Raw genomic sequence first — 24,334 nt, 5'->3', positions numbered from 1 at the left:
CGTGAGCACGCTCACGGCGTTGCCTGCCCGGCGTCGGGACTGTCGTTGATGAACCGGCGCGGCACCCGCGGGCTGATCCGAGTCACGATCTCGTAGTTGTTGGTGCCGGCGGCGATCGCCCAGTCATCCGCCGTGGGCCCGCCGTCGTCCCCGTTGCCGAACAGCACCGCCTCGGCGCCGAAGAGCTCCGCGCCGGCGGGGCCGATGTTGCCGAGGTCGATGACCATCTGGTCCATGGCGATCCGGCCCACCACGGGGTAGGTCCGGCCAGCCACCCGGACGGGCCCCCCGGTGGCAATGCGGGGCACACCGTCGGCGTAGCCCAGCGGGATCAGCGCCAGGGTGCTGGGGCCGCTGGTGCGGTAGCGCAGGCCGTAGGAGACGCCTTGCCCGTCGGGGACCTGTTTGCATTGGGACACCAGGGTGCGCAGCGTCATCGCGGGCCGGAGGCCCAGTTCGGCGGACGTCTGGCCTTCGAAGGGCGAGAGACCGTAGATGCCCAGACCCACGCGGACCAGGTCAAAGTGTGTATCGGGGCGGGACAGCGTGGCGGGGGTGTTGGCCAGGTGACGGACTTCAGCGTCCACGCCGGCGTCCTCGGCCACAGCCAGCACCTCGCGGAAGGCCGCCAATTGTTCATCGGTTTCCGGCCGTTCGGGTTCATCAGCCACGGACAGGTGGGAGAAGATGCCCACCACGCGCAGGAGGCCCTGGTCCTGGTACTCCATGGCTTCGCCCAGCAGCTGGTCCCAGGCATCGAGCGCTACGCCGTTCCGGCCCAGGCCCGTGTCCACTTTCAGGTGGATCCGCGCGGGACGTTCCTGGTCACGCGCGGCGGCCACAATCCGGTCCAGTTCCCAGCCGGAGCAGCCGATGTCGACGCCGGCAGCCACCGCTGCGGCGAAGTTGCTTTCCGCCGTGTGCAGCCAGGCCAGCAGGGGGGCGTCGATGCCCGCGGCCCGCAGCGCCAGCGCCTCGGAGATATGTGCGACGCCCAGCCAGGATGCGCCGGCTTCGAGGGCGGCCCGGGCCACCGGAACCGCGCCGTGTCCGTACGCGTCGGCCTTCACCACGGCCATGACCTTGGCGGGTGAGGCCGCGTCTGCCAGCCGCCGCACGTTGTGGCGGATGGCGTCCAGGTCGATGACGGCGGACCGCTCGTACAGAGGATCAGGTCCTGAGGCCGCGTTGATGTCACCGGTTGTTACGGGATAAGTCACCCTAGTGATTCTAGTGCGGGCGCTCAGGGCGGGATAATCGCGGCGCCCGGGCGCCTGCCTTGAGGCACCGCCGGCGCCCCGGCATAGGCCTCACGCGTCGGACAGGTGCGCGATGGTGGCGGTGGCGCGGCGCTGCGCGGCCAGCGGGACGTCACTGATAATGTCCGCCAGGAAACCGAAGCGGCGGAGCCACTGGCTGCTCTGGCGTTCGGGCCGGGAGTTGGCCCGCTTCCACCAGTCCGCGATGTCTCCCCAACCGGGCGCCGCCAGGGAACCGCCCACCTCCTGCACGGCCAGGGAGGCGCAAAGGTTGGCGAAGCGGAGCCGGTTTCCCAGCGGCCAGCCGGCCAGGCTGCCCACGATGAAGGCTGCATCAAAGCAGTCGCCGGCTCCGGTGGGATCGTAGGCGGTCACTGGCAGCGACGGCACCCACTCTTCCTCCCCCGTTTCCGAGTCCACGGCCATGGCACCTTGCGCGCCGAGCGTCACCACGGCCACGGGCACGCGGTCCGCCAGCGCGTACAGCGCGGACCACGGATTGTCCTTCCCCGTGAAGGCCATGGCCTCGCGCTGGTTGGGCAGGAAGGCATGGAAATACTGCAGGTTCTCGAGCCTGACCGGTGACCACTTCCCGCTGGGGTCCCAGCCCACGTCCCCGAACAGTTTCACGCCGGCCTGGTGCGCGGCCACGGCCCACGGTTCAATCTCCTCGTCGAGCGCGGCAATGCCGGCAAGCGCCTGCGGCGGCGAACCGATCAGTTCCGACGACGTCACAGGGGCCGGGTGGCCGTGCGTCACCAGGGAACGGTCGTTGTGGACGCTGAGCGAGACCGTAACCGGGGAATGCCACCCCGGGATGCGGCGGGACAGGCTCAGGTCCACGTGTTCCTGCCCGGCCAGGATTTTCCAGTTGTAGTCCCCGTAGCCGTCGTCGCCGAAGGCGGCTGCCAGTCCCGTGCGCAGTCCCAGCCTCGCCGCGGCAATGGCCTGGTTCGCGACGCCGCCGGGGCAGCTGCCCATGCCCTCGCTCCAGATTTCCGTGCCCGGCTCGGGCGCGTGCGGCAATCCGGTGAAGATGATGTCCTGGAAAACCGTGCCGGCCAGCAGCAGGTCGAACCCGCCGTCGGACGGTGCGCGGACGGTTGAGAGCGGATCGAAGCGGCGGTCCGGGATGGCGTCCATGTCCGGCAGACTACGCCCTGCCGCGGCCCCACGGTAGGGGCGCGCCCGGCGGCCCCCTAGACTGCTGACTATGCGGCTTATGATTGCCGGCGGCGGCGGATTCCGTGTGCCGCTTGTCTACCGGGCTCTGGCGTCCGGCGCGTTTGCGGGGCTGGTCAACGAACTGGTGCTGTTCGACGTCGACCCCGCCCGCCTCACCGCCATCAGCGCGGTGCTGCGCGCCATGCCCGAATCCGACGGCGGTGCTCAGGCAGGTGCCCAGCCGCCCGCCGTGCGCACCACCACGTCCCTGCCGGAGGCCCTGGCGGGTACAGACCTGGTGTTCGCGGCCATCCGTCCCGGCGGCACAGCCGGCCGGATCAAGGACGAACGCGTGGCCCAGGACCTTGGCCTGCTCGGCCAGGAGACCACCGGCGCGGGCGGCATCTCCTACGCGCTGCGCACCATCCCCGAGATGCTGCATCTGGCGCGGAAGATGAAGGAGTTCTGCCCGGACGCCTGGCTGATCAACTTCACCAACCCGGCCGGCATGGTCACCGAAGCCCTGCTGCCCGTCCTCGGCCGGAAGGTCATCGGGATCTGCGATTCCGCGGGCGGGCTGGTGCACCGGGCGGCCCGCGCCGCCGGCCTGCCGCTGCCGGACGGAACGCTCGACGGAGTGGGCTACTACGGTCTGAACCATCTGGGCTGGCTCTACCGGCTGGAGGCCGGCGGCCAGGATCTGCTGCCCGCACTGCTGACAGACGCCGCTGCCCTCACTACCTTCGAGGAAGGCCGGCTCTTCCCGCAGCCGTTCCTCAAAAACCTTGGCGCCCTGCCCAACGAATACCTCTATTACTACTACCAGCGGGACAGCGCCGCGGAGGCCATGCGCGCCATGGCCCAGACCCGCGGGGAATCAATCCACCACCAGCAGGCTGAGCTGTATCCGCGGCTCACCTCTGCCGGGGCGGATGCCTTCACACTGTGGGACGCGGCCCGGCGCTCGCGGGAGGAAGGCTACCTCGCCGAGGCGCGGACCCACGGCGAGCAGCGCGACGAGGACGACCTCGCCGGCGGCGGCTACGAACGCGTCGCCCTGGCCGTTATGCGCGCGTTGGCGGGGGCAGGCGACGCCCAGCTCATCCTCAACACGCCCAACACGCTTCCGTCCGATCCTGGCGGAGCGACCGCCCCCGCCAGCACCGCCCCGGAACCGGCCATTCCGGGACTGCCGGCGGACGCCGTCGTCGAGATCCCCTGCACCGTAACGCCCGACGGCGCGGTGCCGCTTCCGCAGTCAGCTCCGGGAGCGGAGCAACTCACCCTCCTCCGGCGCGTCAAAGACGTTGAGCGGCTCACCGTCCGGGCAGCGACGCACGGCGACCGGGCGGCCGCCGTCGACGCTTTCGGCCGGCATCCCCTGGTGGACTCCCCTGCCCTCGGCGCCAAGCTGCTGGCCGGCTACGAGCGCGAGTTCCCTTCGCTGCTGGGGCTTTGGCGCGGCTAGAGCTTCCGGTACATCACGTGCAGGCCCACGTATCCTAGCGTCGGGTGCTTGAACGCCTCGGGAATGGTGGCGAGGATTTCGAAGCCCATTGCCTGCCATGCGGCCACCGCGCGGACATTGCTTTCCACCACGGCGTTGAACTGCATGGCCCGGAAGCCCGCGTCCCGGGCCGCCTCCAGGGAGTAGGCGCACAAAGCCCGTGCCACGCCTTTGCCGCCGTGGCCGCTGTGGACCATGTAGCCGGCGTTGGCCACGTGGCTGCCCGCGCCGCCCTGGTTGGGATGCAGCTCGCCCGTGCCCATCACGCCGCCGTCGGCCGTCACGGCCACAAACGCCTGGCCGGGGGCATCCTTGAACCAGCGGGCCCGGGCGTCGGCCTCAGTTGTGTCCCGGTCCCAGGTGAACGTCTCGCCCGACCGGATGACTGGCTCCAATACGGCCCACATGCCGGGCCAGTCGGCGTCCGTGGCGGGGCGGATCGAATATTCTGCGGAACTGTGCGGTGTTGTGGCTGCATTCACCCGCGCCACGTTAGCAGCCGGCCACGTGCGGGGAGGCCGCCCGGGAGCGGCTGGAGTAGTGTTTTACCGAGTGGGCAACAGCGGGGCCCACGCCGCGCCAGCGGTGGGAGGAGAAGCCATGACATTGATCCGCAGGGTCGCGTTACTCTCCCTCCACACCTCCCCGATGGAGCAGCCAGGCTCCGGCGACGCCGGCGGCATGAACGTCTACATCCGGGAACTGGCCTCCGCGCTCGCCGAGACCGGCGTAGAGGTGGAGATCTTCACGCGCTCCACGTCAGCCAAGCAGGCCGCCGTCGAACATCCGGACCCCGGTGTGTGCGTCCACAACGTGCTGGCCGGGCCGCCGCGGAAGATCCCCAAGGAAGAACTGCCGGGGCTGCTGCACCATATGGTGGCCGAGATCGAGCAGATCCGCCAGCGCCAGCCGCACGGCCGCTACGACGTCATCCATTCGCACTATTGGGTGTCCGGGATCGCCGGCCTGGAGCTCTCGGAGCTCTGGGGTGTGCCGCTGGTCCACACCATGCACACCATGGCAAAAGTCAAAAACCTCCTGCTGGAGTCAGGCGAACAGCCCGAGCCGCGGCGGCGCGAAGAGGGCGAGCACCGGATCGTCGACGGCGCCGCCCGCCTGATCGCCAACACCACCGCCGAAGCCGAAGAGCTGGTGTCCCACTACGATGCCGATTACGACCGGATCGACGTCGCACCGCCGGGCGTGGACCTCAGCACCTTCACTCCCGCCTTCCGCGCGCGTTCCCGGGCCGAACGGGGTGTTTCGCCGGAGACATTCCACCTGGTCTTCGCCGGCCGCATCCAGCGGCTGAAGGGCCCGCAGGTCCTTCTCAAGGCCGCGGCCCTGCTGCGCGCCCGGCGGCCCGAGATCGATCTCCGGCTCACCATCCTGGGTGCCCTCAGCGGAAACAAGGACTTCAACCTCCGGCACCTCATCGCTGAGTCTGGGATGGACGACGTCGTCACGCACCTTCCCCCGGTCAGCGCGGCTGACCTGGCGTCCTGGTTCCGGGCGGCCGACGTTGTGGTGATGCCTTCCTACAGCGAATCGTTCGGGCTGGTGGCCATCGAAGCGCAGGCCTGCGGGACGCCCGTGGTGGGCACCCGGGTGGGCGGGCTGTCCCGCGCCATCTGCCATGGCCGGACCGGGCTGCTGGTGGACGGGCACCATGCCAAGGACTGGGCGGACGCGCTCGAAGCGATGTACGACGATCCGGACACCCGTGCCGATATGGGGCGGGCCGCGGCCATCCGGGCGGAGAACCTGGGGTGGAACCGCACTGCCGCCATCACGCTGGAAACGTACCACGCCGCCGTCGAACAACAGCTGGCCAGCCGGCTGATCCCGGCGGTGCCGGCACCTTAGCGACGGGCAGCCGCCGTCGGCCTTTAGTACCCGGCCCCCAACCAAAGGACAAGGATGTCTGAACGGAATTCCCTCAGTGACCTCGAGATCGCACGGCAGGCCACCATGAGGCCCATCGAGGAGATTGCGGCTGCCGCCGGCATCAACGCCGCCGCGCTGGAACTCTACGGGCGGTACAAGGCGAAGGTAGATCCTTCCCTCCTGGCGGCGCCGGAGCCCGCCGGGAAGGTAGTGCTGGTCTCGGCGATGTCGCCCACGCCCGCCGGTGAGGGGAAGTCCACCACCACGGTGGGTCTGGCCGATTCGCTGGCCCGGGCCGGGCACAAGGTGATGATCGCGCTGCGTGAACCGTCGCTGGGCCCCATCCTGGGGATGAAAGGCGGGGCTACCGGGGGCGGCTACTCCCAGGTGCTGCCGATGGACGAGATCAACCTGCACTTCACCGGTGATTTCCATGCTGTGACGTCTGCGAACAATGCCCTGATGGCGCTCGTGGACAACCACATCTACCAGGGCAACGAGCTGAACATCGACCCCCGGAGGATGACGTTCAAACGGGTCCTGGACATGAATGACAGGTCGCTCCGCGAGGTGATCATCGGCCTCGGCGGGCCCACCCAGGGTGTCCCCCGGCAGGACGGCTTCGACATCACGGTGGCCTCGGAGATCATGGCGGTTTTCTGCCTGGCCACCAGCCTGGCTGACCTCCGCGAGCGCCTGGGCAGGATCACGTTCGGCTACACGTACTCGCGGGATCCGGTCACCGTGGCGGACCTCGGCGTCCAGGGTGCCCTGACCCTGCTCCTGAAGGAAGCCATCAAGCCCAACCTGGTGCAGACCATCGCCGGCACGCCCGCGCTGGTCCACGGCGGGCCGTTCGCCAACATCGCGCACGGCTGCAATTCGCTGATCGCCACCCAGACGGCCCGGCGGCTCGCGGACATCGTGGTCACCGAGGCCGGCTTCGGCGCCGACCTCGGCGCCGAAAAGTACATGGACATCAAGGCACGGATCGCGGACGTGGCGCCGTCCGCCGTTGTGGTTGTGGCCACCGTCCGTGCGCTCAAGATGCACGGCGGCGTGCCCAAGGACCGGCTGACGGAACCCGACCTCGAGGCACTGCAGGCCGGCGTCGCGAATCTCCGGCGGCACCTACACAACGTGGAGAAGTTCGGGGTGGCTCCGGTCGTGGCCATCAACAGGTTTTCGTCCGACACCGAGGAGGAATTGGACTGGCTGCTGGAATGGTGTGCGGCGGAGGGGGTCCAGGCCGCCGTGGCGGACGTCTGGGGCCGGGGCGGCGGCGGAGACGGCGGAGACGAGCTGGCCGCGAAGGTAGCGTCCGCGGTTGCTGCGCCGAACAGCTTCCACCATCTGTATCCCTTGGACCTGCCAGTGGAGGAGAAAATCCGGACCATAGCGCAGGAGATCTACGGCGCCGACGGTGTGGAATTCTCCGTCCCCGCCCTGAAGCGCCTGGCCGAGATCGAAAAGAACGGCTGGTCAGGGCTTCCCGTCTGCATGGCCAAGACCCAGTACTCCTTTACGGATGATGCCTCCCGGCTGGGGGCTCCCAAAGGCTTCACTGTGCACGTCCGCGACCTTATCCCGAAGACCGGCGCGGGTTTCATCGTGGCCCTGACCGGCGCCGTCATGACGATGCCGGGCCTCCCCGCCGCCCCCGCCGCAATGCGCATGGACGTGGACGACGCCGGCAACCCGGTAGGCCTCTCCTGACCTATCCCTAACCAGGCGTCCCGGGTCGCAGCTCAGTCGGTAGAGCTGACTCTGCTGACCAGCAGAACCATCCGATACACATACTCCGGCTCCGCTGACCCGGGTGGAGCGTTCCAATCGCGGCCGATGGAAACATAGACCTGTGTCCGAAAGTCCCTAACCGGCGTGGTCTGGCATCCATAGTTCTGGATGCCGTTTTCGACGGGGCTCTGTTCGTCGACCGAATAGTCGAGGCACTCGGATAACTTCAGAAGATAGCCGGAGTCCGTGATCATCCGAATAACTGATTCAGCCTTCGGAGCATCGTAACGCTCCCAGATCCTTTGGATGCCCGGGCAGCGGACCGCGACGCAATACGCTCCCGGTTCCTTGATGTTCTCCGTCGTCAGCGTCCACCCGTCTGCGACGATGAACTGGTCCGCGGCTGCCCTGACTCGGGGGGCTGCGGCCGCGCTTTTGTTGTAGTCCAGGGCAAGAAACCCGGCAATAGCGGCACCGAGGATGACCAGGACCGACACCACCCCGATGACAAATTTGAGCCACCACTTCATGCTGCTCCCCAATTCAGCGACCAGTCCGGTCTCGGCTCAGTGTAGCGCCGGGAACGCCGGGGGCACCCATGCAAAACGCTCCCCCACCACGCAGGTGAACTGGTCCCCGGAAGTTGGACTGGCCAAATAGGATCCTAAGCTGCAAGGGCCTGGGCACGGTATTGCACCGGGCTTAGGCCCTTGAGCTTTGTTGAGATTCTTTTGGTGTTGTACCAGTGGATGTATTCCTCGATTGCAGCTGCCAGTGCGTCGGTGTTGAGGAATCGGACGCGGTGGAAGAGTTCTTCCTTGAGGTGACCGAAGAAGTTCTCCATGACGGCGTTGTCGTAGCAATTGCCCTTGCGGGACATTGATTGCACCCCGCCGGCGCCCTCGATGAGGGTGCGCCAGGACGCGTGGCGGTACTGGAAACCCTGGTCCGAGTGCACCAGCGGCTGCTGACCGGGCTGCAGGCAGGTCAGGGCCTCACGCAGGGAATCGTTGGTGAGCGCCAGGTTCGGCGACAAGCCCAGAGAGTAAGAAATGATCTGCCGGTCGAAGAGGTCCATGACCGGTGAAAGGTAAAGCTTCCGGTCGCCGACGCTGAACTCCGTCACATCGGTAACCCACTTCTGGTTCGGTGCATCAGCCTCGAACTCCCGGTTCAGCACGTTGGGCGCTACCGCGCCCTGTTCGCCCCGGTAGGAGTTGTAGCGCTTCCTGCGCCGGACCTTGCAGGCCAGTCCGAGTGCCTGCATCAGCTTCAGCACGGTCTTCTTCGCGACCGTCCATCCTTGCTTGACCAGCTCCGTATGGACCCGCCGGTGCCCGTACCGGCCATGGTTCGTCTCGAAGATCTCCGTGACCGCCGCTTTGAGCTTCTCTTGCGGGTCGGGCCCCTGGATCCGGGCCTGGTGATAGAAGAACGTGGATCTGGCCAGCCCGGCGACGTCCAACAGGACACCAAGCGGATAGTCAGCCTTGAGGGAAACGACGGCTTGAACCTTTACCGACGTCCCTGTTCCCTCAAGGCCCGCAGTTTTCCCAGGTACGCCACCTCAGCGCGCAGCCGCTCGTTCTCCCGCCGCAACCGCTCAAGCTCGGGCAGCTCCGCGGGTGGCGGGGAATCGGGTTTCCGCGGTCTGCCTTTGGGCTTTGGCCGCAACCCGTCCTCACCGTCCAGCCGATACGCCCGGACCCACTTCTGCAGCAGCTCACGCGAGGCCAAACCCGCCTCCACTGCCAGAGCCGGGCCGGACTCACCCGCGAGGAACCGCTCCACCAGAGCGCGCTTAAACTCAAACGAGTACGACTTCGCCGGCCTGCTCACCAGCACTCCTTGCCCATGAATCCTCCACCGCCCATACAGGGCCCTAACCGGCACACGAGCCGCATCGAGCGACCGAGCCGCCGACCCATACCCCACACCCTTCTCAAACAACGCTACAGCCGCCTCGCGCTGCGCCTCAGACAATGAACTACGTGCATGCATAAAACTGCTCCCCGGAAGTCGGAACTGAATTTCTCAGTCCAACTTCCGGGGAGCAGTTCAAGGTGAGGGAGCGTCCGCAATACGGGGTGGAGCTTGGTTAGCGCTCCAGGTCGCCGCGGATGAAGGCCTCTACCTTTTCACGGGCGAGGTCGTCGTTGAACTGCTCCGGCGGGGACTTCATGAAATAGCTGGAGGCGGAGAGCAGCGGGCCGCCGATGCCGCGGTCCAGGCCGATCTTGGCGGCACGGATGGCGTCGATGATCACGCCGGCGGAGTTGGGTGAGTCCCAGACTTCGAGCTTGTATTCCAGCGACACGGGGGCATCGCCGAAGTTGCGGCCTTCGAGGCGGACGAAGGCCCATTTGCGGTCGTCGAGCCACTGGACGTAGTCGGACGGGCCGATGTGGACGTTGCGCGGTGCAATGTCGGCTTCAACGTTGGAGGTCACGGCCTGGGTCTTGGAGATCTTCTTGGACTCGAGGCGGTCGCGCTCCAGCATGTTCTTGAAGTCCATGTTGCCGCCGACGTTCAGCTGGTACGTGCGGTCCAGGGTGACGCCGCGGTCTTCGAAGAGCTTGGCCATAACCCGGTGCGTGATGGTGGCACCGATCTGGCTCTTGATGTCGTCGCCCACGATCGGCACGCCGGCGGCGGTGAACTTGTCGGCCCATTCCTTGGTGCCGGCGATGAACACGGGGAGGGCGTTGACGAACGCCACGCCGGCGTCGATGGCAGCCTGCGCGTAGAAGTGCGCTGCATCCTCGGACCCAACCGGGAGGTAGCAGACCATAACGTCGGCCTTGGATTCGCGGAGCGCGGCGACGATGTCAACGGGCTCTTCGGCGGACTGTTCGATGGTCTCGAGGTAGTACTTGCCGAGCCCGTCCAGGGTGTGGCCGCGCTGGACGGTCACGCCGGTGGGGGGCACGTCGGCGATCTTGATGGTGTTGTTCTCGCTGGCCAGGATGGCGTCGGCGAGGTCCACGCCCACCTTCTTGCCGTCAACATCAAAAGCGGCAACAAACTGGACATCGTTGACGTGGTACTTGCCGAACTCCACGTGCATCAGACCCGGGATCGTGGCCTGGGGATCGGCGTCACGGTAATACTGCACGCCCTGGACGAGCGAGGCGGCGCAGTTACCCACACCAACGATGGCAACACGAATCGGATTTGCAGACACGGAGCTCCTTTGAAGACAACTTCAGCCGCCAGGACGGTCAGTACCTGAAAGTACGACGGCGGCACGCTGGCAGTGCGCCATTCGGCGCCTTTTCATCTTACCCAACCAAGCGGGGGCCGGGATTGTTCCCGGCCCCCGTCAGTTGAAGCGTTACGTTGTTACTTCTGCTTCCATAGGTTGATGTCCGACTCGACGGCGAACTCGTCGATGGCATTGACCTCGTCTGCGGTGAAGTCCAGGTTGTTGATGGCGGACAGGGTGTCTTCCAGTTGCCGGACGCTGGAAGCGCCGACGAGTGCGGATGTCACGGAGGAGCCCTTGCCCTGCTCGCGGAGGATCCAGGCGATCGCCATTTGCGCGAGGGTCTGGCCCCGGCCCTCGGCGATCCGGTGGAGCCCGCGGACGCGGTCCAGGTTCTCGGGAGTGATCATGGCTTCGTCCAGGGACTTGTGCTGCGCTGCCCGGGAATCCGCGGGCACGCCGTTGAGGTAGCGGCCCGTGAGCATTCCCTGGGCCAGCGGCGAGAAGGCGATGCAGCCGGCGCCCACCTGCTCCAGGGCCTCGTAGAGGTTGGGGCTGCCGTTCTCGGTCCAGCGGTTCAGCATGGAGTAGCTCGGCTGGTGGATCAGCAGCGGCGTGCCCAGTTCCTTCAGGATCCGCGCCGCCTCGAGAGTCTGGGCCGGGGTGTAGGACGAGATACCCGCGTACAGGGCCTTGCCCGAGCGGACTGCGTGGTCCAGCGCGCCCATGGTCTCTTCCATCGGCGTTTCCGGATCCGGGCGGTGGCTGTAGAAGATGTCCACGTAATCCAGGCCCATGCGCTCCAAGGACTGGTCCAGGCTGGCCAGCAGGTACTTGCCGGAGCCAAAGTTGCCGTACGGGCCCGGCCACATGTCGTAGCCGGCCTTGCTGGAGATGATGAGTTCGTCGCGGTACGGCTTGAAGTCGTCCTTGAAGTGGCGGCCGAAGTTGGTTTCGGCGGCGCCGTAGGGCGGACCGTAGTTGTTTGCGAGGTCGAAGTGGGTGACGCCCAGATCGAAGGCGCGACGCAGGATGGCGCGCTGCACTTCGAAGGGCTTGTCGTCGCCGAAGTTGTGCCACAGGCCAAGGGAAATGGCCGGCAGCTTCAGTCCGCTGCGTCCGACGCGGCGGTAGGGCATGGATTCATAGCGGTCTTCCGCGGCTGAATAAGTCATACATACCATCCTGCCATCTGTGACGCGCGCTACAGACCGCAAGGCCCCGGGTTACGGCCGCGGAGCCGGCAGCGCCGGCGGCGCCGGCGGATCAGGTGGAAATCAGGGCGTTCCTGGCCGTGGTGTACGCAGCCGTCGACAGATAATTCCCGTGAGTCGCAACTTCCTCCATGTAACCGTCGGGCTCAAACTCCTCGGCAATGCAGTCCCGCTGCCCCGGGCCGGTGCAGAAGGAATCGATGGGAAAACCCAGATAGTCGGTGCGGCGCCAGATATTGATCCAGTGATTTCGTGGCGCGCTGGGTTCCGCATTGCCCCAATCCCCGTTGAGCAGGGACGCCAGCGTGTATTTCCCATGCTCAGTCACGTGCACTTGGTTGGCCAGGACGAAATCCCGTGAAACCTGAGTGTTCCACGGATCTGCCCGACGTAAGGCGGGACCTGCCGACGGCGCTGTGCTGACAACGGCTGGTCCCAGCAATTCGGGAAAGAACCGCCCGAAGTAGGACCGGAGCTGGACCCCGTACGTGAGCAGGCGGATCCTAGTGAAGTCCGTTTCCGGCGACGTCGCCTTCAGATGAAACAAAGCAGCGATGGCCAGGACGGCACCGAGGCTATGTGCCGAAACCACAATCTGGGCGTCTTTCCGGTTTGCCGGCTGTAACCATGCGGCCATCCTGTCGCTGAGTTCCGGTACCACCCGTTCGCCATAGCAGGGGGGTGCAAAGGGATGCGCTGCCCGGGGAAGGAAACAGATGATGTCCCAAATGAGCGATAGCGGCCGGTCCTTGGAGGACGCGGCGTTTCCGATGGCGAGCCCCAGCACCAGGACAGCACCTGCCACGACTCCCCAGCCGGCGAGATTCAGGTTCACGAATACGGCAACGTCATCAAACCACGCCTGCAGTGCGGAATCGTTGGGCGTGCGGCCTCGCGCCGCGCTGGCGGCCAGGCTGACTGTCACGGCCAACCACACCAGGAGGACCACGATCCAGACGGCAGGCTCACCGCGCTGCGCCAAGGAGGACCACCTCTGCCTGTCTGCCACCCTTTGTAGGCGCGGCTCAAGCGATTCCGGCGTCTTGCGGGGCCTGAATTCCCCGGGCTCGCCGGGAGGCATCCCGACGCCGGAATCATAGGCGCTCGGGTACGCAATGATGCGGCGTTTGAACAGATGCACCACGGCCCAAAAGGCAACCACTGACACGGCAACCACGATGGCCACCAGCAGGACACCCGCAAACATCCGGTACGCCGTGGGCACAGTGATTTCACCCAGCGCGGTGCTCTCGGTGACAGATCGCCATACCGGATTCTGCGCGAGGACCTGGCCCACAGTTCGCGGACTCCGCAGAAATTCGGCGACGCCCACCACAAGGCTCCCGCTAAGGAACGAGGCAAACATGACCGCCAGGAGCATGAATACCCCGGGCCCAAAGCCGAACCAACCTTCGTGCTCGAAAACGGCAATGCTGCGCCGGCGCATTCTGAGGAGGTCCGCGGCCAGCACCAGCCCCGCCACAACTGGAACGAGAAGAATGAGGTCGTTTCCGGGGATGAGGGACCAGGCCAGCAAGGCTGCCGTGGAAATCGAGATCAGCACGAACGCCCTGCTCGCCCGCACCCCTGAGCGCGTCACGGCAGCCGACAAACTCAGGATGGTCAGCAGCGCGAGGAGTAATAGAGGCGCCACGCGGGTGCCGGCGAAGGCCCGGGTGACTGTGTCGTCCGGCGTCGCCAAGCAGGCGATGCCGAGTGTTACAGCCAGATGCAGCACCACAGCCACCATGACCAAGCCCGCGGCTTGCTTGCGCTTGAGCGCCGTTTCGACCGGTGCACGGACTTCCGATGACCACGACACAACCAAAACGACCACCATGAGCAGCAAAAGGCCGCCTGCCACGAGGAGCGCCATTTCCACCGCACGTTCACCCGTGCGGCGCAGGGGTTCAGAAATACAGCCGGGGTTGAACCACTGGCCTGCACCGGTGCATTCGGGTGACCGCACAGCGGCGACGGAGTCTGCGTTAATCAGCAGCGCTACGAACGAAAAGCACGCCGCGATGTGAAGGACTCCTGTGGACGAAGAAACGAACCTTCGATCCCAGAATCCGGAAGCGGCAAGAATGGGCGGCTTAACGGCGCCAGCTACAGTTTCCTCCGAGCCGCGAGCTTCGGCACGCAGTGTACGCCGTCGGTATTTGGCGTTGGACAAAAGGGAAATTGCGAACAGTAGACCCATGCCCAGCAACGGCACTGACGCCATAACGGTAAGTCGCTGCCCTCGAGTCATGTTCCGAAGCATGTCAGCAGGACCAGGAAGTTGGTTGCAGACCGACACGCCTGGCACACCCTCGAGGCGGCGGAAGCATTGCACCGCCAGCAGGTCGAAGGCCACCGTGCACAGCGCCGCGGTGTAGAACACACTCAGAAGCAAGGCAAACAGTCGCACCGTTCCCGCTCCGTTGCCTGCCGCTAGTTGGCTGCCTCCCTTTGGCCCGTCCTTTTGTAGTCGGCGCGCCCAGTAGGCCGCATTAGCCAGACCGAAGGGCAGCAGCAAAAACCAGGCCAGATTGCTTGCAACGGCACCGATCTTGCCAAAAGTACTGGCGACCGGCGCCGTCCGTGCCAGCTTTCCCCAGCTGTAGGCTTCCACATAAGTTGGCCCCGCAGAGGGAGCCTTTGTCGTAAAGAAACCGCCGAGTTCGTCGCCCTGAACCCTGGTGACGTCGGCGACTTCGCAGCGGAGGAGTTCATGGGGCGGGGTATTGCGGATGCCATGGATCCGGAGTTCAAGCGTGGCAGGAACCTTGGACGCGTTGTTCACCGGGTAACCCATGACGGCCTCCATCGCCCGCACACCACCGAGCCGCCCATCACGGCTGGTCAGTACGCGAATGGTACGCCCAGGTACCACCAGTGTCTACGTTAACTCGAGGCTACTTCTGCCCCAGTAGCCAGCACCGCCCCACTGTGCGCCGAGACCAGGAACGCATCCCCGTCCAGCGAAGAAGTCTGGTCCGTCGACAGCAGCACCGTGCCCCGCACACCGTCCACGCGCACAGGCGACGCCGAGAAGTTCAGCAGTACCTCCACGGACCCGCGCCGGAAACGCAACCAGCCGGCGTCGTCGTCGAACGTTACGTCCGTTTCCGCGAATCCCAGGCCGGCCAGTTCGGGGTAAGCACGCCGCAGCGCGGTCAACGAGCGGTACAGCGACAGGAGGCGCGCGTGGTCACCGTCGGCGGCCTCCGCCCAGTTGAGTTTGGAGCGCCGGAACGTTTCGGGATCCTGCGGATCTGGGACGACGGCGGGATCCCACCCCATGCGCTCGAACTCGCGGATCCTGCCCTCCGCCGTCGCCTTGCCCAGCTCCGGCTCGGGATGCGAAGTGAAAAACTGCCAGGGCGTGGAGGCCCCGAATTCCTCGCCCATAAACAGCATGGGCGTAAACGGCGAGGTCAGCGTCAGCACTGCGGCCACAGCCAGCGGCCCGTACGACAGGGACTGGGACAGCCTGTCCCCGATGGCCCGGTTGCCGATCTGGTCGTGGTTCTGGCTGCACACCACCAGGGCCGCGGGGTGGACCAGCGAGGTGTTGATGGGCCGGCCGTGATGGCGTCCGCGGAAGCTGGAATAGCTGCCGTCGTGCAGAAAACCGTCCTTGAGGACCTTGGCCAGGACGCCGAGCGACGCGAAGTCGCCGTAATACCCAGCGGTCTCGCCGCTGACGCTGACGTGCACCGCGTGGTGGAAGTCGTCGCTCCACTGCCCGGCGAGGCCGTAGCCGTTGGCGTCGCGGGGGTAGATCAGCCGCGGATTGTTCAGGTCCGATTCCGCGATGAGCGTCTTGGGAAGCCCGGTCTCCGCGGAGATCGCATCGCCCAGCGCGCCGAACTCTTCCAGGAGGTGCACGGCCCGCTCGTCGCGCAGCGCGTGGACGGCATCCAGCCGCAGGCCGTCCACGTGATAGTCGCGAAGCCACAGCGCAGCGTTGTCCAGGATGTATTCACGCACGACGTCGGACCCCGGGCCATCGAGGTTGACCGAATCGCCCCACGTGTTGGCGTCGCCCTGCTTGAGGTATGGGCCGAATCTGGACAGGTAGTTGCCGCTGGGTCCCAGGTGGTTGTAAACCACATCCTGGATGACTCCCAGCCCGGCGGCGTGGGCGGCGTCCACAAAACGCTGGTAGGCCGAGGGACCGCCGTAGCCTTCGTGGACCGCGAACCACTGGACGCCGTCGTAGCCCCAGTTGTGGGTTCCGTTGAATCCGTTGACCGGCAACAGCTCGACGAAATCGATGCCGAGGTCCGCGAGGTAGCCGAGCTTGTCCGCGGCTGCATCGAGTGTTCCCGCGGGCGTGAAGGTTCCCACGTGGAGTTCGTAGATGACCGAGCCGCGCAGTTCCTTCCCCTGCCAGCCGGCGTCCTGCCAGGCGTAGGAGGCGGGATCGTAGGTGCGGGACAGCGTGTGGACGCCGTCCGGGAGGCGGCGGGACCGCGGGTCCGGCAGCGGGTGGGCGTCGCCGTCGAGTAGGTAGCCGTAATCCACATCTGCGTCAGCCGGCGCTTCCGGCGCGGACCACCAGCCATCTGCGCCGGGGACTCCCGCCACCTGCTTCATGGGGTATTGGTGCCCGTTGGCGAGCAGCGAGACGGCCGAGGCGTCCGGGGCCCAGACATCGAACCGGCCGGAACCGTGGTGCGTCAGGCTCATGCGTTGTCTCCGATCACGGGCGCGAGAAGCGCCACAGGGAATTGCTGGAGGATGCCGGCCACCGGCACCGGGCCGGGGCCGTGCGTCCGTCCCGTGAGTTCGTCCCGCATGGCGGTGGAAAGTTCGACGGCGGTATCCCGCCACCCGCCGGCGCGTTCCAGTCCGACGGGAAGCCGCGTCGCAAGGGTCAACGCACCGGGCGCGCCGCCAGCGCTGTCCGCCCCGCGGTCGAAGGCCACCAGGTGGTCCGCCGCAGCGTGGGAAGCCAGAACGGGCCGGTAGCCCTCGAAGAGTTCGGGCCGATCCCGGCGGAGGCGCAGCGCCCGGGAGGTCAGCAGCAGTTTCGCGGCCTCGTCCCGGAAGTCCGCCGGACTTGTGCCGGCATCCAGTGCGGCAAGGGCGGTTTCACGGCGCTTGAAGTCAACTCCCCGCCTATTGTCCGGGTCGGCCAGCGAGCGGTCCCGGAATTCGGTGCCCTGGTAGACGTCCGGTACCCCCGGCATGGTCAGCTGGAGCAGCTTCAGGGACAGCGAGTTGGAAGCGGCAAAGTCATCCGTCCTGGCGACGAAGTCCTCGATCGCCGTGGTGACCTTGGCGTCGTCGAACACTGCGTCCACCGCTGCCTTAACCCGTGCTTCGAACTTTTCGTCCGGATCCGTCCAGGTGGTGGAATTGGCTGCTTCCCGGGCCGCCTTCTCCGCATAGGCATGCAGCCGTTCCCGCGACGCCGGCCACGCACCGATGACCGCCTGCCACAGCAGGTTCTCGAACGGGCCGTCGGGCACCGGGGCGAGCCCGCGAAGGGTGTCCAGGGTTGCGGCCCACTCGTCCGGCAGCTCAGCGATCACGGAGATCCGTGCCCGGGTGTCCTCGCTGCGTTTGGTGTCGTGGGTGGTCAATGTGGTCATGGACAGCGGCAGGGACTCCTGGCGCTCGGCCATCCGCCGGTGGAATTCTTCCGGGGCAAGGGAGAAGTGGGACGGGTCCGCTCCCACTTCGGTCAGTGTCCCCAGCCGGGTGTAGCGGTAGAAGGCCGTGTCCTCCACGCCCTTGGCCATCACCATGCCGGACGTCTGCTGGAAACGTCGGCCCAGTTCAGTCTCGGGCTTCAGCAGCAGGGGCAGCAGCACGTCCAGCACATTGGCCAGGTCAGGGCGCTGGCGGGCCGCCGCCGCGCAGGCCTCGCGCAGCACGTCCTCACCCGTGGGAAGGTAGGTGCGGTACACGGGGAAGGCCGCGATGACCTGCGCCAGGGCATCCGCCGCAACGTCCTCGGAAAGACCCGGCGGCGGGCCCGCGGAAGCGGGAACAAGGCGTGCCAGCCGCAGGATCTCGGACCGCAGCATGCCGTCCGCCACGGCACGCTTGGTCCCCAGGATCATGGCCGCATAGTCCGCAGGCTCGCCGGGGCGGAGCTGTGCATCCAACGCGTCCAGTGCAGCCTCGCCGGCCGGATCCACCAGCAGGCGGTCCAGGTCGGCCAGGGCGTCGTAGCCGGTGGTTCCCTCGCAGGCGAATTCCGGCGGCAGCTCCTCCCCCGACTCCAGGATCTTCTCCACCAGGACGTAGGCTCCGCCGCTGAGGTCCTTGAGCCAGCGAAGATACCCGGCAGGGTCCGCCAGGCCGTCCGGGTGGTCCACGCGCAGCCCGTCGACCAGGCCGGCGTCGAACCAGCGCTTGACCTCGGCATGGGCCTGGCCGAAGACCCAGGGGTCCTCCACCCGGATGCCCGCCAGGGTGTTGACCGCGAAGAACCGCCGGTAGTTCAGCTCACTGTCCGCCCGGCGCCAGGAGACGAGTTCGTAATGCTGCCGGTCATGCACAGCCCGCGGAGAGTCGCCGTCGGAGTATGAACCTGCGGCCAACGGAAAGCGGTGGCCGTAATAGCGGAGCTCACCATCGGCAACCTCCAGAAGGCCAAGGTCGTCTTCGCTACCCAGGACGGGGAGCCGGATCCGGCCGGCACCAAAGTCCCAGTCGACGTCGAACGCTTCAGCGTAAGGCGAGCCGCGCCCTTCCTGCAGCAGCGACCACCACCACGGGTTCTGCGCCGGCGAGGCCACGCCCACGTGGTTGGGGACGATGTCCACCAGCACGCCCATGCCCTGCTCCCGCGCGGCCCTCGAAAGGGAAAGCAGCCCTTCCGGGCCACCCCGCTCCGGATCCACCGACGACGGATCCGTCACGTCATAGCCGTGATCGGACCCACGCTCCGCCGTCAGGATCGGAGACAGGTAGACCCAATCCACGCCCAGTGATTTCAGGTACGGAACGGTCGCAGCCGCATCAAAGAGCGTGAAGCTGCTGCGGATCTGGAGCCGGTAGGTGGACGCCGGAGCCTTCACTTGGCGCCGCTCTTCCGGGCCCCGACTTTCGTGGTTTTCCCGGGTTCGGCCACCATGGGCGAGCTCAGGGACTCGGTCTCGCTGGTGGACGTCTGGGTCAGCGCCGCCAGCGACGCGGCCACGGAGTGGTCCGGTTCCACATCAGGAACACTGTGGGCGCGAAGAACCACCAGGGACTTTGCGTCCACAGGCAGGGCCCCGCCGGCCTGGACCGGCTCGGTGTCCGCGTTGTGGCCGGCGGTGTCGATGATGATGTCCCAAGCGGGCGCGTACTCGTCGGCCGGCAGCGTGAACTTGACCATGTCGTCGTGGGCGTTGAAGTAAAGCAGGAAGTTCACGTCCGTGATCCGGCGGCCGCGGGTGTCCTTGCCCCGGATGCCGTCACCGTTGAGGAAAACGCCAAAAGAGCGGCCCAGCCCGCTGTCCCAATCTTCGGGCTGCATGGTGGTTCCGTCCATGTCCAGCCATACGATGTCCGGCAGCCGCTCGCCTTCGCCTCGGCGAACGGGCCTGCCGTCGAAGAATTTGCTGCGGCGGAAGGTGGGGTGCTTGGCGCGGAGCGCGTTGACGGCGGCGGTGAATTCAACGAGGGGCTGGTCGATGTTCTCCCAGTTGATCCAGGTCAGTTCCGAATCCTGGCAGTAGCCGTTGTTGTTGCCCTGCTGCGTGCGGCCCAGTTCGTCACCGTGCGCCAGCATGGGCACACCCTGGGACAGCAGCAGCGACGCGATGAAGTTCCGCTGCTGGCGGGCACGCAGCCCCAGGACAGCAGGATCGTCCGTGGGGCCTTCCGCCCCGCAGTTCCAGGACCGGTTGTGGGATTCGCCGTCGTTGTTGCCCTCGCCGTTGGCCTCGTTATGTTTCTCGTTGTAGGACACCAGGTCAGCCAGCGTGAACCCGTCGTGGGCGGTGACAAAGTTGATCGACGCCACGGGGCGGCGGCCCGAGTGCTCGTAGAGGTCCGAAGAGCCGGTGATGCGGGAGGCGAATTCCCCCAGCGTGGCCGGTTCGCCGCGCCAGAAGTCCCGGACCGTGTCGCGGTACTGGCCGTTCCACTCCGTCCACTGCGGCGGGAAGTTGCCCACCTGGTAGCCGCCGGGACCCACGTCCCAGGGCTCGGCAATCAGTTTGACCTGGGACACCACTGGGTCCTGCTGGATGAGTTCGAAGAAGGTGGAGAGCTTGTCAACGTCGTAGAACTCGCGCGCCAGCGTGGAGGCGAGGTCGAAGCGGAAGCCGTCCACATGCATTTCTGTGACCCAGTACCGCAGCGAGTCCATGAGCAGCTGCAGCGAGTGGGGCTGGCGGACGTTGAGGGAGTTGCCGGTACCCGTGTAATCCATGTAGTGCTTCTCGTCGCCCTCCATCAGCCGGTAGTAGGACGCGTTGTCGATGCCCTTGAAGGACAGGGTGGGGCCCAGATGGTTGCCTTCGGCGGTGTGGTTGTACACCACGTCCAGGATCACTTCGATGCCTGCGCGGTGCAGGGTGCGGACCATCGCCTTGAAGTCCTGGACCTGATGGCCGGAGTCGCCGGTGGAGCTGTAGGTGTTCTGCGGCGCGAAGAAGCCGATGGTGTTGTAGCCCCAGTAGTTGCTCAGGCCCTTGTCCTGCAGGTTTCCCTCATTGACGAACTGGTGCACCGGCATCAGCTCGATCGCGGTGATGCCCAGCTTCTGCAGGTGCGCGATGACGGACGGGTGTGCCACGCCGGCGTAGGTGCCGCGCTGCTCCTCGGGGATCTCCGGGTGGAGCTGGGTCAGTCCTTTGACGTGGGCCTCGTAAATGACCGACTTGTGGTACGGGATGCGCAGGTTGTGGTCGCCGTCCCAGTCGAAGAACGGGTTGATCACCACGCCCATCATCATGTGCGGCGCCGAATCATCATTATTGATGGAGTCCGGCTCGCCCAGGTTGTAGGAGAAGAGCGCCGGGTCCCAGTCCATCTGCCCGTGCACGGCCTTGGCATAGGGGTCCAGGAGCAGTTTGTTGGGGTTGAAGCGGTTGCCGGAGTCCGGATCGTAAGGCCCGTGGACGCGGTAGCCGTATTTCTGGCCGGGCTGGACCTGCGGGATATAGCCGTGCCAGACGTAGCCGTCCACCTCGTCGAGCCTGAACCGGGTTTCCACGCCGTCGTCATCGAAGAGGCACAGCTCGATCTTTTCGGCGCGTTCGCTGAACAAAGCGAAGTTCGTGCCGGTCCCGTCAAAAGTGGCGCCAAGCGGATATGCCGTTCCGGGCCAGATTTCCATTCGTGCTCCTCATCGTTGTTCGACAGCGGGTGCGTGGACACAAAACCGCCCCTGCCGGTACAAAACCTATGCCTACGGTAGCGGGTGGGTGTGACTATTACGTTTCCGGCCCGCCGGTTTACTAAGCAGGCTGACTTTATACCAAACGTCTGGTACAGCGTCCGAAATCCGGCCCGCAGTCAGCGGTCCGCCGCCGGAGGCGGCCGCTCCCGCGAGGCCGTGGAGGCTGGCCCCGAGGGCGGCAATCGCCGCCCAGCGCTCGTCCGGATCGATGCCCGCATCACGGAAGCGTCCGACGTCGGACCCCAGTTGGGCGAGCAGCGCACCGATGATCCCGGCCAGGACGTCGCCGCTTCCGGCAGTGGCGAGCCACGCCGTGCCGTCCGCCTGGCTGTAGAAATCCTGGAAGGGCGACGCGACCAGGGTGGTGGCACCCTTCAGCAGGACGGTGGCCTCGGTGAGCACGGCGGCATGCCGGGCCGCGCCGAGGGTGGAGGACTCGACGGCGGTACGGTCCGGGGCGGGATCAAAGTCCGGGCTGTCCGGGGACGAGGCGAGCCGTTGGAGGAGGACCGCCAGCTCGCCGGCGTGCGGCGTGAGAATCACCTGCGGCGCCAGGACCGCAGGCAGGGCAGGCAGCGCCCCGGCGTCGGCGATCACGGGCAGGCCGGATTCCACGGCGTCACGGGCGCGCCGGAGCTGTTCGGTGTCGCCGGGACCCATGCCCGAACCCACTAGCCACGCCTGGACGTGCGTCTCCGCGACAGAGCCCGTACTGCACACCACTTCCGGGCACGACTGCCGCACCAGGTCGGCCACCTCGGGCGGGCCCAGGTAGCGGACCATGCCCGCGCCGGCCGCCAGGGCACCCCGGCAGGCCAGCACGGCGGCGCCCGGATAGTCGGCGGATCCGGCCACGACGCCCAGGACGCCGCGGGAATACTTGTGCGAGCGCCTTCCGGGCTGCGGCAGGAGCCGGGCCAGGTCCACCGGCTCAAACCTGCGGATCGCCGGCCAGGGCAGTTCGTCTTCGATGCCGATAGGCACCACGTGAATGCGGCCGGCGTGATCGGCGCCCGGGTCCGCCAGGAGCCCCACTTTGGCCGCGGCGAAGGTGACGGTCAGGTCCGCGGACAGGACCGGCGCATGGGCTTCCCCGGTGTCGGCGTCGACGCCGCTGGGAATATCGCAGGCCACCACAATCCCGGGCATCCCGGAAGCCAGCCGGCCCCGCGAAAGGCCGCGCACCAGGCCGGCGGCCGCCCCGCGAAGACCCCCGCGGGCGCCCGTTCCCAGGATTGCGTCAATCACGACGTCGGCACCCGCCACGTGTGCGGCCAATTGGCTGGCGTTGGAGTCGGCGAGGAGGTGTACGCGCCCGCCGGCGCGCTCAAAGGCAGCCAGCGCCTCGGCGTGGGCCGTTCCGGCGGTGAGTATCGCCGTCGTACGCATCCCCCTGGCGGCCAGGAACGAGGCGGCGAAGAGGCCATCACCCCCGTTGTTGCCTTTGCCTGCGAGGACGGCCACGCTGGCGCCGTAAAGCCGCCGGCTGCGTGCCTGAAGCTCGCGGACCACCGCGTTGGCGAGCCCGTGGGAGGCCCGCTGCATCAGAACATCGCCCATCCCGGCAGCTAGGAACGGCTGTTCTGCCGCCCTGATCTGGGTTCCGGTATAGGCGCTGATCATGGTGTCAGGTCCGTCGTTGGGCGGAGCAGTAAGTGGCTCAGCCTTCGGCCAGGACCGTGGCGGTGGCGATGCCGCCGTCGTGGCTCATGGAGACGTGCCAGCGTTTGACGCCCTTGGAATCGGCCACCGCCAGCACAGTTCCTTTGACCTGGATGGTGGGGCCGTGCTGGTCCAGGCCGATCCAGCAGTCCTGCCAGTTCATGCCGGCCGGCGCGCCGAGGACCTTGGCCACGGCCTCCTTGGCAGCGAACCGCGCGGCCAGGGAGCGGGTGTTCAGCTCACGTTCCGCGGGCACGAACAGCCGGTCCCGGAGCCCCGGGGTGCGCTCAAGCTGGCGGCCGAACCGCTCGATGTCTACAACGTCTACGCCAATGCCAACAATCATGGCGCTATTCTACGGGGACGCTCACGGACTACCGTGCACAACCTGCGGCATAGGCCCCCTTGTCCCGGAAGCTAGGTGCCGTAGACTCGCGTGTGCCGAAGGACTGTCGATGCTCGTGTGAGGACGGACGGGAATGGTGCGCCACCGACTGAAGAAGCATGACTGTACTCTTCACACCGCTGATGTTGTCGAGCGCCTGGGACTCCTCGTGCCATGCATCGCGGAGGAGGAAGTCGGACCGGTTCGGCCGGCCGAGTTGGCGGACTGGATCTCCATCGAGGCCGAGGACGAACCCGAGATCGCCAAACACGGCTGGCTGGTGGAACTGGACGACGGGGTCGGTCTGCTCGTTCGCCCCGATCACGACGATCTGGCGGACCTGTTGGGAGAGCAGGTCGGTGTCCGCTCAGTTGTCCAACTCGATCGCGAAGTGTTCGCCGTTGAAGCGCCCCGGTTGTGTGCCGATGGACTGCGCGCAGCCGTTATGCAGGCCGTCGCTGCTGCCAACAGCAGGGCCCATGACCCGCATCCGGCGGGTCAGCGGGGCGCCCCGGCCCCCACGGCTCAGACAACACAGCCGGCGCAGACCGTGGAACCTCCCGAGGACGACGACCTGTGCCGGCTGGTCTCCGGAGACGCCGCCAGTGACGGCCAGAGAGTTCAAATATGGGTCAACCGGAACGGCATCCTCATCCTGCCCGCCGGCACCATCCCGCACGGCCCCCTGGACCACAGCGAGAACCCACACTTTCAGCGCGCCACCGTTACGTCAGCTCGTGCGTCCGAACTTGCAAAGCGCCATGCAGGGAGATGGATTCCCTATTCCTCCCTCAGCGACGTCGGGCTGCTCCGCCCCGGGCTGGTGCGGCGTCGCTGGAGAGCTACCGTCGTCGAGCGAAGTGGCGCTTCTGCCTCGTTGAGCTGGCGAGGTACCCGTCCACACGCCCTGCTATTCGGGGTATACGTCGTCGCCGGGCGCAGCCGCGGACCGGTGGACGGACTGCCATAAGCGG

General features: G+C 66.6%; 18 protein-coding genes. 4 read left to right on the top strand and 14 right to left on the bottom strand.

The annotated features are described in order from the left end of the window. Positions 1-11: 11 nt before the first annotated feature. Positions 12-1,220: an alanine racemase gene (alr, locus tag AU252_RS17270; RefSeq protein ID WP_058931773.1), complete on the bottom strand. Its 1,209-nt coding sequence runs from the start codon at positions 1,218-1,220 to the stop codon at positions 12-14. Between the two features lie 90 nt (positions 1,221-1,310). Then, on the bottom strand, positions 1,311-2,402 hold the full coding sequence (locus AU252_RS17265) for a carbohydrate kinase family protein (protein WP_058931772.1): 1,092 nt from the start codon (positions 2,400-2,402) through the stop codon (positions 1,311-1,313). Positions 2,403-2,472: 70 nt separating this feature from the next. Here AU252_RS17265 and AU252_RS17260 point away from each other — a divergent pair, with 70 nt between their 5' ends. Continuing rightward, a complete protein-coding gene (locus AU252_RS17260; RefSeq protein WP_058931771.1) occupies positions 2,473-3,891 on the top strand; it encodes a 6-phospho-beta-glucosidase in 1,419 nt (472 codons plus the stop codon). Here AU252_RS17260 and AU252_RS17255 read toward each other — a convergent pair. Further along, positions 3,888-4,412, bottom strand: coding sequence for a GNAT family N-acetyltransferase (locus AU252_RS17255; protein WP_058931770.1), 525 nt, complete (start codon positions 4,410-4,412; stop codon positions 3,888-3,890). The genes AU252_RS17260 and AU252_RS17255 overlap by 4 nt on opposite strands. A gap of 118 nt (positions 4,413-4,530) precedes the next feature. Between AU252_RS17255 and mshA the strand changes: the two genes are divergently transcribed. Continuing rightward, positions 4,531-5,796 carry a D-inositol-3-phosphate glycosyltransferase gene (gene mshA / locus AU252_RS17250; RefSeq protein ID WP_058931769.1) on the top strand — a complete coding sequence of 422 codons (1,266 nt, stop codon included), beginning with the start codon at positions 4,531-4,533 and terminating at the stop codon, positions 5,794-5,796. A gap of 54 nt (positions 5,797-5,850) precedes the next feature. After that, positions 5,851-7,533, top strand: a complete 1,683-nt coding sequence (locus AU252_RS17245; RefSeq protein ID WP_058931768.1) for a formate--tetrahydrofolate ligase — start codon at positions 5,851-5,853, stop codon at positions 7,531-7,533. A gap of 32 nt (positions 7,534-7,565) precedes the next feature. On the opposite strand, the gene AU252_RS17240 is transcribed toward AU252_RS17245, so the two are convergent. The 11 genes from AU252_RS17240 to AU252_RS17190 all read right to left on the bottom strand — a co-directional run bounded on the left by AU252_RS17240 (position 7,566) and on the right by AU252_RS17190 (position 23,321). Continuing rightward, on the bottom strand, positions 7,566-8,084 hold the full coding sequence (locus tag AU252_RS17240) for a hypothetical protein (protein WP_058931767.1): 519 nt from the start codon (positions 8,082-8,084) through the stop codon (positions 7,566-7,568). 134 nt (positions 8,085-8,218) lie between these two features. Then, on the bottom strand, positions 8,219-9,019 hold the full coding sequence (locus AU252_RS23655) for an IS3 family transposase (protein WP_430929451.1): 801 nt from the start codon (positions 9,017-9,019) through the stop codon (positions 8,219-8,221). A gap of 50 nt (positions 9,020-9,069) precedes the next feature. Beyond that, positions 9,070-9,393 (bottom strand): helix-turn-helix domain-containing protein, encoded by a 324-nt coding sequence (locus AU252_RS25045; RefSeq protein ID WP_430929446.1) that lies wholly within the window; start codon positions 9,391-9,393, stop codon positions 9,070-9,072. A gap of 259 nt (positions 9,394-9,652) precedes the next feature. Next, positions 9,653-10,738 carry an inositol-3-phosphate synthase gene (locus tag AU252_RS17225; RefSeq protein WP_056344223.1) on the bottom strand — a complete coding sequence of 362 codons (1,086 nt, stop codon included), beginning with the start codon at positions 10,736-10,738 and terminating at the stop codon, positions 9,653-9,655. Positions 10,739-10,896: 158 nt separating this feature from the next. Beyond that, positions 10,897-11,934: an L-glyceraldehyde 3-phosphate reductase gene (mgrA, locus tag AU252_RS17220; RefSeq protein WP_058931765.1), complete on the bottom strand. Its 1,038-nt coding sequence runs from the start codon at positions 11,932-11,934 to the stop codon at positions 10,897-10,899. Between the two features lie 91 nt (positions 11,935-12,025). After that, on the bottom strand, positions 12,026-14,773 hold the full coding sequence (locus tag AU252_RS17215) for a hypothetical protein (protein WP_058931764.1): 2,748 nt from the start codon (positions 14,771-14,773) through the stop codon (positions 12,026-12,028). An 89-nt stretch (positions 14,774-14,862) separates the two neighbouring features. Next, positions 14,863-16,653, bottom strand: coding sequence for a malto-oligosyltrehalose trehalohydrolase (gene treZ / locus AU252_RS17210; protein WP_058931763.1), 1,791 nt, complete (start codon positions 16,651-16,653; stop codon positions 14,863-14,865). Continuing rightward, positions 16,650-18,998 (bottom strand): malto-oligosyltrehalose synthase, encoded by a 2,349-nt coding sequence (treY, locus tag AU252_RS17205; protein ID WP_058931762.1) that lies wholly within the window; start codon positions 18,996-18,998, stop codon positions 16,650-16,652. The genes treZ and treY overlap by 4 nt, the downstream gene beginning before the upstream one ends. After that, positions 18,995-21,250, bottom strand: a complete 2,256-nt coding sequence (glgX, locus tag AU252_RS17200) for a glycogen debranching protein GlgX (RefSeq protein ID WP_058931761.1) — start codon at positions 21,248-21,250, stop codon at positions 18,995-18,997. The genes treY and glgX overlap by 4 nt, the downstream gene beginning before the upstream one ends. 72 nt (positions 21,251-21,322) lie before the next feature. After that, the gene (locus AU252_RS17195; protein ID WP_058931760.1) at positions 21,323-22,936 is read right to left on the bottom strand and encodes an NAD(P)H-hydrate epimerase; all 1,614 of its coding nucleotides are present in this window, start codon (positions 22,934-22,936) and stop codon (positions 21,323-21,325) included. Between the two features lie 37 nt (positions 22,937-22,973). Further along, positions 22,974-23,321, bottom strand: a complete 348-nt coding sequence (locus AU252_RS17190; protein ID WP_058931759.1) for a holo-ACP synthase — start codon at positions 23,319-23,321, stop codon at positions 22,974-22,976. Positions 23,322-23,454: 133 nt separating this feature from the next. Between AU252_RS17190 and AU252_RS17185 the strand changes: the two genes are divergently transcribed. Beyond that, positions 23,455-24,330, top strand: a complete 876-nt coding sequence (locus AU252_RS17185) for a hypothetical protein (RefSeq protein ID WP_058931758.1) — start codon at positions 23,455-23,457, stop codon at positions 24,328-24,330. Positions 24,331-24,334 lie beyond the last annotated feature (4 nt).

It is taken from the genome of Pseudarthrobacter sulfonivorans (genome assembly GCF_001484605.1).
Lineage (GTDB): Bacteria > Actinomycetota > Actinomycetes > Actinomycetales > Micrococcaceae > Arthrobacter > Arthrobacter sulfonivorans_A.
The sequence above is the reverse complement of the archived record's forward strand: the minus strand, read 5'-3'. Positions and strand labels throughout refer to the sequence as shown.

Excerpts from the sequence above, each read along its gene's own strand:
- AU252_RS17265 (WP_058931772.1), bottom strand. The coding sequence starts at position 2,402 with ATGGACGCCATCCCGGACCGCCGCTTCGATCCGCTCTCAACCGTCCGC.
- AU252_RS17260 (WP_058931771.1), top strand. The coding sequence starts at position 2,473 with ATGCGGCTTATGATTGCCGGCGGCGGCGGATTCCGTGTGCCGCTTGTC.
- mshA (WP_058931769.1), top strand. The coding sequence starts at position 4,531 with ATGACATTGATCCGCAGGGTCGCGTTACTCTCCCTCCACACCTCCCCG.
- AU252_RS17245 (WP_058931768.1), top strand. The coding sequence starts at position 5,851 with ATGTCTGAACGGAATTCCCTCAGTGACCTCGAGATCGCACGGCAGGCC.
- AU252_RS17240 (WP_058931767.1), bottom strand. The coding sequence starts at position 8,084 with ATGAAGTGGTGGCTCAAATTTGTCATCGGGGTGGTGTCGGTCCTGGTC.
- mgrA (WP_058931765.1), bottom strand. The coding sequence starts at position 11,934 with ATGACTTATTCAGCCGCGGAAGACCGCTATGAATCCATGCCCTACCGC.
- AU252_RS17215 (WP_058931764.1), bottom strand. The coding sequence starts at position 14,773 with ATGGGTTACCCGGTGAACAACGCGTCCAAGGTTCCTGCCACGCTTGAA.
- treZ (WP_058931763.1), bottom strand. The coding sequence starts at position 16,653 with ATGAGCCTGACGCACCACGGTTCCGGCCGGTTCGATGTCTGGGCCCCG.
- glgX (WP_058931761.1), bottom strand. The coding sequence starts at position 21,250 with ATGGAAATCTGGCCCGGAACGGCATATCCGCTTGGCGCCACTTTTGAC.
- AU252_RS17195 (WP_058931760.1), bottom strand. The coding sequence starts at position 22,936 with ATGATCAGCGCCTATACCGGAACCCAGATCAGGGCGGCAGAACAGCCG.
- AU252_RS17190 (WP_058931759.1), bottom strand. The coding sequence starts at position 23,321 with ATGATTGTTGGCATTGGCGTAGACGTTGTAGACATCGAGCGGTTCGGC.
- AU252_RS17185 (WP_058931758.1), top strand. The coding sequence starts at position 23,455 with ATGGTGCGCCACCGACTGAAGAAGCATGACTGTACTCTTCACACCGCT.